Raw genomic sequence first — 12,477 nt, 5'->3', positions numbered from 1 at the left:
GCCAGAGAAATTATACAGGCAAAGGGGAGTGACTTTATCCTAAAAGAGGACGATCCTCTTGCAATTACGCTCTCTAAGTCAAGTTTACCCAAAACAGTGGGATACTTGGACAAGAACCCTGTTCCTTATCAGCAGATATTGAGCAGGGATGGCCATGCAGTTGTTTTGGAATTCCAGGATTATCTTCAGGTGGTTTATACCCATGAAAAGGAAGAGGAGGCCTATGTGAGGTCAGCTATGCTGTTTGGATCACGCAAGCCTACCTACCAGACGTCTGTAATCTCCCTGCGTAGTAAAAGAGTTATTTTAGACGAAACAGGAAGTATTACTGAGCCGCTGGATATTCAGTTTGAGGGATACTGGGGGTGGGAAAAAGTAGGAGATATGTTACCCCTTGATTACCAGATCGGAAGCGAATATCATTAGATATAAGTAGTTGCGCCGGTACTTGTAAGTAACCACTGAACAATTTAAATGGGCAACAGACGTGCGGGTATTTCACAATTATGCCGGCAAAGGTCCGTGAACTTCCAGCTTTTCGAAGCTTTAGAGTCAGAAGAAAGGGAACTACACCTTTACCTTCCGGAAGCCTGCTCCGGCAGTTCCGACTCTTTCTATTACCCCTTCTTCTTCTAAGGCCTCAAAATACTTTTGGGCTGCTGATTAATATCAGGAGTTTCTCCATCTTCCCTATATCCAATAGTAGTTTTTTCTTTATGTGGTTTTCTGAAGGTATTGTATATGTAAAGCAAATGGAGAATTCTTTACACGTGAAGCGGGATATGTATAGAAAAAACCAAAAGCTTAACATGTTAAGTCAATTGATTGTGGAAAATAGAAACGACATTAAAGTATATCCACCTCCTACTCCCAGGCGAGGTTCTACTATTGATGGACTTTATCTGCTGAAATATGGGTATTTCGTGCCCATGTAAATACAACATGGGTAAATTTTGCCGAAATTTACACACGTATAAATCCCAGGGAATTTTACATTCAAAAAAAGCAGGCAAGGAAAAGCTGTTCATCAATACACGCTTTTACGATGTTTTAAAATCTTAACCATGATCAAACTCTACCAGACCAAAAAGCTCAAGGGCCATTTAAGCAACTCTTTCTACCAGGATTTACCGGATGCAAGCGGACAGGAAACGGACCCGATCCTTTCCTGGTACGGAGATATCTTCTACATCAACCGGAAGATGAACCTTATTTTTACCAATGAGCTTACCAAATTCTCGATCCTCATATTGAAGTACAAAAAGAGCGATCACCCGGATTTTGCGGCGACTTTCCGGCAGTACCTGGCTTTTACGATGCGCCTTCACAGTTTAGATCCTGAAAAATACCTGGAGCATACGGATTCTTTTGGTCTGAACACCAAATCTAACAGGTCACCCATTGCCCATCTATCCCGCCTGAAAATCGATTTCACGCCTACCCTTCACTTTGAATATAACTATATCGAAACAGAACCTCTTTGGATAAAGTATACCCAGGCCTTCAACTCCTTCTACACTTCCTATCCAGGCAGAAAGAGTTATTATGAGCCTGCTGAAGTAATGAAGGACGAGTTGGAGAAAAGAGGACTGTTAAGATGAAGCCTGGACCGTGAATTAATGAATCAGCCACTCTCCTGCTAAAATTTTCGCCAAACTTGTACCTGAATTTGAGTCAGCCTTGAATGTCCAGCTGTAGCCCATGAGCCGGTTAGCTTTTCTATTCGGCTCAAATACCAGCCAATCATGAGCCGAATAATATCATTATTTAGCTCTTCTCCTCAATAGGTTTTCCCTTGCGCCCACTGTAGAAAGTTAAATATTATTATAGTTAACACTTTCTGCTGATGAAATAAACAGAATGACCAAATTAAACCTCCAATTTGGTATCTTTCCACCCATAATTTGCCAGCATTAACCCCGGCAAGATGATCAACTCTACCAAACCAAAAAACTCAATAAACCATCGATCATAAAAGTCCGCTTAAGTAAAAATCATTTATATGACCTTCTCCGCCTTTTTTACTTAACATTTGCTATTATTGACTGATTTTTTATAAGCCCAAACGCAAAGCTTTACCAAAAGCGAAACAGGGGAATAAGCACAAACCAGAGCAGGTAGGTAAGCGAACTAACCATCAGCCCATCTATTCTGCCACCAGGGTCGGGCCGCTGAATGTACTTATAAAGCAACACCAGCAGTAAAACAGCATGCAACACTGCTCCGTAAATGGCATTTCCAAAAGCCCCCGGAACTACTTCCGCTTCCTTCCAAACCACTCCTGAAATGGCTGCCAGAAAGGTAATGGCCGCCGCCAGCTTTGCGGCTCCTTTTTTGCCAAACCTAACGGCCAGCGTTTTTTTTGAGGCGGCTTTGTCGGCCTCGTAATCGGGGACTCCGGCCAGGATAATCGAAGGAAGGATGGCAAGAAATAGAGGTGTGCTTAGCAGCCAGGGCAGAGAGTCGGTGATGCTGCCTCCCATAAACAGGTAAGCTGCTAACATAACGGCAATGCTGTGGGTAAAAGCCACATCAAGCTCTCCCCAACCTCTGTACGATAATTTAAGGGGCGGAACCGTATAGCCCAGCGCTACGATAAAAAAGAGTGCCATAAAGAGAACAGTGGCCAGTTCCAATCCCGCTATAACAAGCAGTAGGATGGCGGCAAGAAGGGACAAGCCAAGACTTAGTAAAGCACCTTTTTTTAAAGCTTCCTGTCGTAGCTCACCTTCTATCACTACCCGCGAACCTCCGTTAAAAGGGCCGAAGAACTTGTTTTGCTTATCGGTCTGGAAATCGTAGTAATCGTTGGTAAATACAGTGGCGACCTCCAGCAGGAAGAGCCAGATGTATCCCAGCCAAAAAAGAAAGCTGTTAAACGGGTAGCCCTGGCTTACTGCCCCCAGAGCCCCCGCCGCATAGGCCGCCAGGGTCATGGGGTAAAACTGTAACCTAAGCGCTTTAATCCAGGGCATGATTCTTTTCCAGAACTTCTCCCAAGGACTAAGTACACCTCCTTTTAACTTCAGCCCGGCCTGTCGGGCTTTTTCCAGCCAGTGCTGCCGCTGCTCATAATCAGCATCTTTTATGGTACTAAATGCCATAGTGCGTACCGGCCCCACGCCACAGAACTGCAGCGTGGCATCGCTTAAGGCTCTGTGCCCCGGTGCCTTTAATATCCAGCGGTACACCCATAAAGGCGTATCCATGGTCGTAATGAGCTGACCTGTTTTTCCCTTAAGGAGCTGTTCCCAGCCATTACCGCCTGCTCTTTCGGCAAAAGAAAATCCAGGTGTAAATACCCTGTCTAAAAACCCTTTTAGCAAGGCAGGCATGGTGCCCCACCAGGTTGGATACACAAAAACCAGGTGGTCGGCCCAGCGAATACATGCCTGCGCCTGCCGCACATCTTCTTCGGCCTGCTGCTGCTGAGGCGATACCGTAACTACATTCGGATTAAAATGAAAATCTGCGAGTGTCAGTTGCTTTACCTCTACCCCGGCCTGCAAGGCTCCTTCCCGATAGGCCTCTGCCAGGGCATTTGAAAAGCTGTTCCGGCGAGGATGTCCGGCAATAATCAAGACCTTCATAAGAGAAAAATCAGCTACCACTAAAAAAACAGCTCACCGCATCTGGAGGAGAGTGCTTTATGCTCTTCCTGTTGAACTTCCTCATCAGCGAAAAGTTCGTAGCACAGCAGGCAGAGATCTTTTGACGCGGTTTAATTACCGGCATCCCAAAATTTACTCCCTACGCCTTCCCCATGAGCTGGCATTGCGCAAGCCTTATTTTTACCCATTTCTCTATTCCATCAAACACGAAACAGTCCTGGAATAAGGCACTGGCAGGATTGCCTTTGAATGGTACTTCTCTTAATTTTTGAAATAGGAGATTTCCCTTATTTCGGCCTTCGAAAGGCCAGTGAAAAGTTTACCATTGAAGGTGGTTTGTCCTGTTTGGTATAAGTTCGACTAAGGAAGCTTTAATAATTTCAGATGCCTTGCAAACGTGCCCGCAATGTCATTAAGTAAGAGAAAAGCCTGTTCTCTGCGTCAGGATGGCAGGATGGATAGGATTTGATATCAAAATTGCCGAATTTGGAAAGCACAAGGCCCCGCATTATTCCGCTGCAGCCTCTTTCTTTCCTTTACCAGACATCTTTTTTATCCCCACCACTACTTTCTCAATGAGAAAACCTAAAATCAGGCCACCCAGGACACTGACTAATGCCGTCGCCAGCCAGGCAAGAAAAGGGGAAGAAGCCAGAGAGTGGCCCAGATCATCCAGCGCATGACTGGTGAAAGGAATGCCATGCGCAACAATTTCTCCCCCGACCAGCAACATGGCAGCTGTTCCGAGATAGCCAAGGAAATTCAGGAAATGTGGCATAAAATTCACAATCCCCCGCCCCATTTTCCTCGTCCCCTGAGCATGCTTTTCTTTCGCCAGGTATACGCCGAAATCGTCTGCTTTTACAATGAGGCCTACAAAGCCGTACACAGCGATGGTAATAAAAAGTGCGACACTCAACAGCACGGCAATCTGGGTTAATAAGGGATTATCCGCTACGGTATAATAGGTGATGGCCACGATCTCCGCAGAAAGAATAAGGTCCGTCCGTACAGCACCCTTTACCCGCTCCTTTTCCAGCTCTTCCGGTGTCATCACTTTTACCTTTTCAGCCTGAATATTTTGTGCATCCACTTTAGGTTTACTAAACATCGAATGCACTTTTTCATAGCCTTCAAAGCACAGAAAGGCTCCACCCACCACCAGAATTGGACCTATCGCCCAGGGAGCAAAGAAGCCGAGCAGCAGGGCGGCAGGGCTCAGAATCAGTACTTTATTAATCAGTGACTTTTTCGCAATCTGGAAAATAATTGAAAGCTCCCGTTGGGGATCGAGGCCCACAACATATTTAGGTGTAACGGCCGTATCGTCAATCACAATTCCCGAAACTTTGCCTGAGGTTTTAGCCACCTGGGCAGGCACATCATCTAAGCTTGCAGCACTGGCTTTTACCAGAGCAGACACATCATCCAATAAAGCGAGAAGTCCCGATGCCATTTGTCATTTATTCGTTTTAATAAGAAAGTAATTCGTACCCTACTATTACTCTTCACCTAAGCTATTGTTCCGCTGCGGTCAACTTTGTGCATAAGCCTGCTTTTCAAATAAGCTGGTATATGAACTTGCCGCATGAAACCCTTGGCTCAACTGGCAATAATATGAAATAAGCTTATACTTTTATAGAACGATTCAATAAAATGGTCATAACCTTTAGCGGTTCTGGATTTCACTGCAGGAAATCTCTCTGCGGACATGTAACCCTTACTGTGAGGCCTGCTTGGAATGGAGATAACAAGGATGAAGCACAATATAGTCTCAGGCTATACATTGACCACATTCATCTTCAGCTTTAATGTAAAAAGCTACCATAACCGCACTCTCCCGGTAGCGCCCCTCCTTTCGCAGTGGTAGTTTACCTTAGGCTGCCATTGGTGGCCCAGATTCCTTTACACCAGCGGAGCTAAATCCAGAAAACTTAGTATTTCACTTCTGTTCCTGCGGTATACCTCTTCAGCATACTGCACCATGGCCTCCAGCAAATCCCGCCGCTTAACATCCGGCCCGAGGCTCTCCCCCCGCAAAATATCCGGTGCTTCGGGTCTGTCGAAGAAAAGCTGGATACGCTTATATTGCGAAGGAGCCAGCAGCTGGTCGACATAATAAGAGGAGGCCTGCATATTGGATTCTGTCAGCATATCGGGCAGGTATTTAATCCATTGTAAGTTGCCCCAGTCTCCGTTATCACGGGCTTTAATTACTGCTTCCGGAATATAGTTGCGGTTAGAGGTGCCACAACCGAGCGACAGCACCTTCAGATCCTGCAGGTTTTTACCCAGTCCTCTGGTTACGCCATCCGGGTGCCTGTACTCCCCTTTTCCATCTGCCCGCTTATTAATAGCGTAAGCTACAGCCGCCATGGAAGGATTATTTAAGGAAACTCCCCCGTCTACAAAGTTTTTGTAAACCGGAAAGTAAGTAGGTCCGGCAGAGGTCTTCAGGCAAATGTCCACTAATTTTTCATCTGCATCCCGCATAAAATCGCTGTGGTAAACCTTAGGCCTGAAATTAACAGGATACTTCTCTCCTGTCTCAGGGTTCAGCACCTCCGGATTCAGGTCGAATGTGCAGACCATCAGCCTGCCAAGATCCGAAGCCAGGTTACGCTGGTAAATATCAAACACAGTCTTGTCGTTAAAAGCTGCTTTTAACTCTTTCTTTAACCGTACATTGGAATAGTCAGCACCGGTATTTTTCCCAAAACCATCGCGAAGGTCATCCCAGCCGGTATCGTAAAAGATGTTCTTCGCCTTCTTCAGGTATAAATCCCGCAACTCACGGGTGGGTAAGCCTACGGCATAACCGGTACATAGAATACCTCCTGTAGAAGTGCCGGCCATCAGGTAGAAAATATCTTTGGGCGCCTTCCCCGTGTCCTGGTAGACGCAGTCCAGAATAGTAGCCGGAATTACACCGCGCGTGCCGCCTCCATCGATCGACAGGATTTTAATTTGAGACATACTGCAAAAAGTTAGATGAGCTGCTTCTCGTTTGACATTACAAAAAGTGGTTAACCTCTGTTTCTACCGTCTCTTTCCTGACCTCCAGGAAAACTGATGAGGCAGTCCGGATATTCAGAGGCAACGACTTAATATAACAATATCCTCCAACAACTAAATAAATGCAACCACATTTATGAAAACTGGATGAGGAAGTAAAGAAAAGCAAAGGTCTTAAATCAGCTAGCTATAATTATATTTTACGCTTTCCTCTTCTTTCGCCAACTTATACTCTGTTTAAAGATAGGTTTATCAGTTTACCTTAGAAAAAAAGATGCAACTGTGCATTTTATTGTTTGATCGAATACCCCTCCTCAAATGTTTTACTGAGCTCGTACTTTCTATAACCATTCTTATTTTTTTTGTTAAAAGAACCACCTTACCTTCGGAGGAGCAAAACTACCTTTATCATGGCTCTACGTTTTCCTTCCCTGGCTTACCTGGGGTTCCAGGCACGGCAATCTTTCCGGCGTTTTCCGTTAAGCATTCTCTCCGCCATTATAGCAGTCGTTATTGGTATATTTCTGGTTGAAACAGAGGAACAGGTTTTTAATCGCTTCCCCTACATCAACGCCATGCTTTGTGCTACACTGGGGATTTCACTATACTTCTGCACCACAATATTTGCCAGTCGCCAACAGCTAAGCACAGGTGCAAGCGTAATTGTGCACCTGGCAGCCACGGCGATTCTTGTTGGTATATTCTTTACATTGCCAGATGCCGAGTACACCCAAAACACCTCCCTTCCTTATATCCGCTTTTTCCTTTACAGTATCATTATCCACCTGCTGGTTTCCTTTATTCCATTCCTGTTTACCCACCAGCTCAATGGTTTCTGGAACTACAATAAAGCATTATTTCTCCGCTTTCTGGCTTCACTCCTGTACTCCGCCTTCCTGTACGTTGGCCTGGTAATGGCCTTACTCGCCTTAAAAACATTATTTGAAGTTGATGTCCCGGATGAGCTTTTCGGAGAACTCTTTATTATAATTGCCGGAGTTTTCAACACCTGGTTCTTTGCCGCCGGCGTACCGCTGGACTTTGAAGAACTCGATACTGTCACTTCTTACCCAAAAGGCCTGAAGGTATTTTCTCAATTTGTACTGCTACCACTCCTGTTCTTATACCTGCTCATTCTGTACGGCTACGGAATAAAAATAGTCCTGAGCGGAGACTGGCCCGAAGGGATTGTTTCCTACATGATCATGATAGTGGCAGTACTGGGCGTATTAACCATGCTGCTATTTCACCCTTATGCCCTGCACACAGAAAATCTGTGGATGAAGAAAGTAATAAAGGGTTATTATGGATTCCTTCTTCCTTTACTGATACTCCTTTTTCTGGCCATTGGCATGCGTATTGGAGACTATGGTTTTACCATTAACCGCTATTTTATTCTACTAGCTGGTATTTGGCTCACCGTTGTCTGCTGCTACTTTCTGACTGGCCGAAAAAATATTAAGTTCATTCCACTATCACTGGCAGGACTATTACTGTTCATTTCAATCGGTCCCTGGGGTGTGTTTACGATAAGTGAAGAGAGTCAGGTATACCGTCTGGAAGCAGCACTCCGGGAAGGAAAAATACTGAAAGCAGGACTTATTGAGGAGGAGGTAAAATGGGTAACAGATAGTCTGCCGGAGTTTTATGCACCGGAATTGAATAAAAATGACGGGAAGCTCAACGATTCACTTCACAATGAAGTAATGTCAATTCTTGACTACCTGGACAATCACCATGGCTTCCATTCTATTCAGGCATGGTATCAGCAGCCTTTAGACTCTTTCTTAACCGTAGCCAATGCAGATACTTCCGTAGAAAGCTGGAAAAGGGTAAGCGAAGCAGAAATATATATGAAAACGCTTGGCTTACCTTACCAATACAAGCAGGCTGATGCCGTGAATGGAAACTACTTCACCTACCGGTCCGACACCAAAGGAATGCTGGATATTGAAGGCTATGACCGCCTCCTTTTTATAGGCCAGCTATATTATCAAAGAAGTGCTTATGAAGACACAGATGAACTGCACCCAATGGCCTATAAGAGAATTACAGAATTAAATGGAAGGGACTATACCATTCAGTACAATCCCAAAGAACCAAAATACCTCACCATTACGTCCAAAACAGATTCAGTCCACTTTCCCCTTGGCAGGCTAATCCGGCAGTTACATGAAAGGTATGGAAATGAAGGGAATGTAAGTATTCCCCCTGCAGCATTACAAATTGATACCGTTCAGGGAAATTCAGCTTACAGGCTGATAATTGGAGAATTAAATTTCAGGTCACAGAAAGACTCCCTTACACTTGAAGGGGCAACCGGCAATCTCCTGGTTAAAAAGCTGAGATAAGGCAGCGAAGGAAATAAAAATTACTCATCAAATCAGTTTTAACACAATTAAAATTTAAATGAACATTTTATTAAAACTAAAGCACTGGCAGCTTTTCGCCATCAGCTGGGGTTCCGGCATTCTGCTTAACCTTTTTGCTGTTTTAGATCCTTTCCTCGTACTAAAGCTTTTTCCGCTAGCCATGCTGCTGTTTGTTTTTGGCACCTTTGGCTGGATTTGGGCTATCGCTACAGGCTTACACCCTCTGTTGCCTTCCGGTACTGACTTAAATATCAGGAAGTTTAAAATTCTCTTTTCCATCCCGGTCATTTACATTCTCCTCCTTTGCCTTGGCCTGGGTGTCATCATGATGGGTGATCAACAGGATGCACTGAGCGGAATGGGTGGACTGACGTTCATCATTATTCTACTGCACCTGCTTTCCATGGTATGTATTTTTTATGGAATGCGTTTCGCTGCCAAAACACTCAGAGCGGTAGAGCTGGGAAGGCCGGTAAAGTTTTCAGATTATGCAGGGGAGTTCTTCCTGCTTTGGTTTTCCATTATTGGCTATTGGGTTATTCAGCCCCGCATCAACAGGCTGGCAGGAAATTCGAACACTGCAGCCAGCGTATCAGAAATATAAACACCTACTCAATTTAACCCTTGACCTAAAAAATGATAATCAGAGAATATCCCGTACTCGTAAAAAGACTGCAGGCTTTAATAATAGATATGTTGTTGCTGCTGGTTTGCCTTATTTTTATCTCACAGCTTGTCCGGCTCCTTAACGGGGTGCCAAGTGTGGTAAGAGCCACTACTTTTATAATAGTTTTCGTTCTCTATGACCCCTTCATGACCAGCAAGTATGGAGGCACCTTTGGCCATAAAGCAGTAGGTATCAGGATTGGAAAGGCAAACGCAGAAAAGGAAAACATAAACTTTTTGGCTGCAATGATTCGATTTATTGTAAAATCTCTTCTTGGCTGGATTTCCTTACTAACGGTTACGGCTAACAGCAGAAAACGTGCAATTCACGACCTGGCAGGTGGGTCAGTGGTAACCTTCAAAAAGAAGTTCTTAGCTGATGCGGCAATCCTCTCTGCCGGGAGCATCGAAAATATACCACCAGATATACTGCCCGTTAGAGAGGAAATCAGGGAATAGTTATTCATCAATAAGTGTTAAATATCATTATAGTTAACACTTTAGCACTGCTTTAAGTCAACTACAAATTTTCTCCAGCCTTGCCGTACTATAGGCAGTAATACATCAGGTGGTAACTATCCCTCTCCGGGGTGGCTGGCGATTTCTTTTCTCAGCTCCGGGCTTATCCTTCTTCGATTTTAACCACAAAGAGCTCCCCTACTTCATATCCTGCCAGGTCTTCTCTTTACTCCTCAGACGCAGGCTTTCGCTGAACCATGCCTGTGTAGGGTTATGCTGATAATTAACCCATAATTAGTGCAATTATACTAATACTTTAGCCCCGACAAATTTTCTCTCTTTATGGAGAAAAAATCCCTGTACTAAGTTTAAATCTCATTCATTCTCATGAACCATTCACGCATTTTATTTATTACCTGCATCACTGCCATTCTATTCCAGTGGAGCTGTTCCGATGCCCCCATCCAGGAAATTGACGAGCAAAATTTCGAGCCTGTTATTGAGGCTGCTATTCCTGACAGCGCATACATAGGAGATATTGTTACCATTGTAGGAAAAAATTTCAGTACCGACACTTCCATTATGGAAGTGTCTTTTACCGGCTCGCCTGCAAAAATTCTTTCAGCTACGCCCACCGAGCTGGAGGTAATGGTTCCCTACGAGGCCAGCAGCTCAAGTGGAATCCTGTATGTTACCGTCAATGAGGTAACGGCAGCCAGCGAGTTTGGCTTTAAGGTCATACATCCTGGCTTTTCTGTGTACAACATGAACCCATGGGAAGGGAGCGCTGGTCAGCGGGTACGATTAAACGGCTCGGATCTTCCTTCCGATCCTTCTGAAATTAAGGCAACCTTTAACGATTCCCTTGAGGCAGAAGTGGTGTATGCCGATGGTTATTATGTCGATGTAATTGTGCCGCATGGTGCCACTACAGGGCCCTTCCTGCTTGAAATTAACGGTCGCCTTGCCATTTCTCCTGGCAAATTTCATTACATCCATGGAGGTAAATGGGAAAGGATTGCTGAGTTTCCGAATGGATACGAGCCGAATGGACAAGCTGGTTTTGTTATTGGCGATCGGGTATTCGTTGGCCTTGGTTCTGTTACCACCCATCCTGTCCAGGATTTCTATGAGCTCAATCCGAAAACTTTTGAGCTGGTAAAAAAGAATAACTTTCCCGGCACCACCCGCATGGGGCCTTTTTCCTTTTCCTATAACGGGAAAGGCTATATAGCCGGTGGATTCTATGGCTACTATGGTGGATATGGAACAGACTTCTGGCGCTACGAACCTGGCAGCGACAGCTGGGAGCAGCTGCCCGATTTTCCAGGCGAAGGGCGCGGATACGGCGTAACTTTTCAGATTGGAGCAAAAGCTTATGTGGGCTTAGGTCGCAATAACACTACAGGCAAATTAAAGGATTTCTGGGAGTACGATTTTGCCACTGAAACCTGGACACAGTTGGAAGATTTCCCCGGCGCTGGCCGGGAGGGCGCAGGCTTCTTTGTTATTGATGGAAAGGGCTATGTTTTTGGAGGCCAGACCAGCAACGGGCTGTCGAATGACCTCTGGGAGTTTAACCCATCTGGCAAAACATGGACCCGCAAAGCCGATGCGGAAGATATAGCCCCACGGGCACATATGGTTTCTTTCTCTATCAATAACAAAGGCTATATTGCCGCTGGGTGGGATTATGAGGACCTTCCTATGCCGCGGGAAACTTTCCGCTACGATCCGGCTACTGATTCGTGGGACCGGAGAAGCAACTTTTACGACTATGAAACCTCCTATGTGCTAAGCCTTCCCTACCAGGACAAAGCCTTTGTGTTTACCGGAAACTACAACAGAAATTACTATGTATTTACCGATGAACCGTAAAGCCTCCCGATACTGAAAAATGCCCATACATTCCAGCTCAGGTTACCAAAAGTGGCCTGAGCATTTTTTTGTACTCTCCATTAGCTGGACCCGGGGTAGAAGTGTACTATATACAATGACCGGCAAATACTTCCGGACCTGACAGAAGAAAGGCAGCAAAGAGCTTCTACCCTCTTTTGCTCCCGTATTCCCGTGAGCAATTAATATTGAGATTCCCAGGCTGGAATTCGCACGCTATCCCCGCTAAAGCCATCCTGCCTAACAATTCGGAAATTTCGCTTTTCCCAGCAGCATTTTATATCTTTAGCTTCATGAATGATCAGGACATCCTTCAGCAATTTGAAAATATCAATACCTGGAAAAGCAAAGGCGTGCGGGCTCCCCATAAGCTGTTGCTGCTGGCGTTTGGCGAGATTCAGCAGCCCGGAAGTAAGGTAAAATTCTACACCTACATAAGTGTAGCAGGAAGAAAGGTG

At 45.0% G+C, this 12,477-nt stretch carries 9 protein-coding genes and 1 pseudogene; 7 read left to right on the top strand and 3 right to left on the bottom strand.

The features are described 5' to 3' along the window. Positions 1 to 426 (top strand): hypothetical protein (locus tag F752_RS0120960; RefSeq protein ID WP_026135893.1); only part of this gene is annotated, 426 nt, incomplete at its 5' end. A gap of 638 nt (positions 427 to 1,064) precedes the next feature. Then, positions 1,065 to 1,601, top strand: coding sequence for a DUF6933 domain-containing protein (locus F752_RS0120950; protein ID WP_017733711.1), 537 nt, complete (start codon positions 1,065 to 1,067; stop codon positions 1,599 to 1,601). A 474-nt stretch (positions 1,602 to 2,075) separates the two neighbouring features. Here the strand turns inward: F752_RS0120950 and F752_RS0120945 are convergent, their stop codons facing one another. The 3 genes from F752_RS0120945 to F752_RS0120930 form a co-directional block, all read right to left on the bottom strand. Further along, on the bottom strand, positions 2,076 to 3,590 hold the full coding sequence (locus F752_RS0120945; protein ID WP_026135892.1) for an NAD(P)H-dependent oxidoreductase: 1,515 nt from the start codon (positions 3,588 to 3,590) through the stop codon (positions 2,076 to 2,078). A 529-nt stretch (positions 3,591 to 4,119) separates the two neighbouring features. Continuing rightward, entirely contained in the window at positions 4,120 to 5,067 is a 948-nt protein-coding gene (locus tag F752_RS0120935; RefSeq protein ID WP_017733708.1) for a DUF808 domain-containing protein, read from the bottom strand. 449 nt (positions 5,068 to 5,516) lie between these two features. Next, positions 5,517 to 6,587 (bottom strand): patatin-like phospholipase family protein, encoded by a 1,071-nt coding sequence (locus tag F752_RS0120930; RefSeq protein WP_017733707.1) that lies wholly within the window; start codon positions 6,585 to 6,587, stop codon positions 5,517 to 5,519. A gap of 449 nt (positions 6,588 to 7,036) precedes the next feature. Between F752_RS0120930 and F752_RS25630 the strand changes: the two genes are divergently transcribed. From F752_RS25630 to F752_RS27015, 5 genes and pseudogenes are all read left to right on the top strand, one after another. Then, the gene (locus tag F752_RS25630; RefSeq protein ID WP_017733706.1) at positions 7,037 to 8,977 is read left to right on the top strand and encodes a DUF4153 domain-containing protein; all 1,941 of its coding nucleotides are present in this window, start codon (positions 7,037 to 7,039) and stop codon (positions 8,975 to 8,977) included. Between the two features lie 58 nt (positions 8,978 to 9,035). Beyond that, positions 9,036 to 9,602: a hypothetical protein gene (locus F752_RS0120920; protein ID WP_017733705.1), complete on the top strand. Its 567-nt coding sequence runs from the start codon at positions 9,036 to 9,038 to the stop codon at positions 9,600 to 9,602. A gap of 32 nt (positions 9,603 to 9,634) precedes the next feature. Continuing rightward, positions 9,635 to 10,123 (top strand): RDD family protein, encoded by a 489-nt coding sequence (locus F752_RS24785; RefSeq protein ID WP_017733704.1) that lies wholly within the window; start codon positions 9,635 to 9,637, stop codon positions 10,121 to 10,123. A 387-nt stretch (positions 10,124 to 10,510) separates the two neighbouring features. Then, positions 10,511 to 12,001, top strand: coding sequence for a Kelch repeat-containing protein (locus F752_RS0120910; protein WP_017733703.1), 1,491 nt, complete (start codon positions 10,511 to 10,513; stop codon positions 11,999 to 12,001). Between the two features lie 311 nt (positions 12,002 to 12,312). Beyond that, a pseudogene (locus tag F752_RS27015) lies at positions 12,313 to 12,423 on the top strand (phosphorothioated DNA-binding restriction endonuclease); the annotation flags it as partial. Positions 12,424 to 12,477 lie beyond the last annotated feature (54 nt).

Source organism: Nafulsella turpanensis ZLM-10 (genome assembly GCF_000346615.1).
GTDB lineage: Bacteria > Bacteroidota > Bacteroidia > Cytophagales > Cyclobacteriaceae > Nafulsella > Nafulsella turpanensis.
Note: the sequence above shows the minus strand (reverse complement) of the source record. Positions and strands in the feature narration are given on the sequence as shown.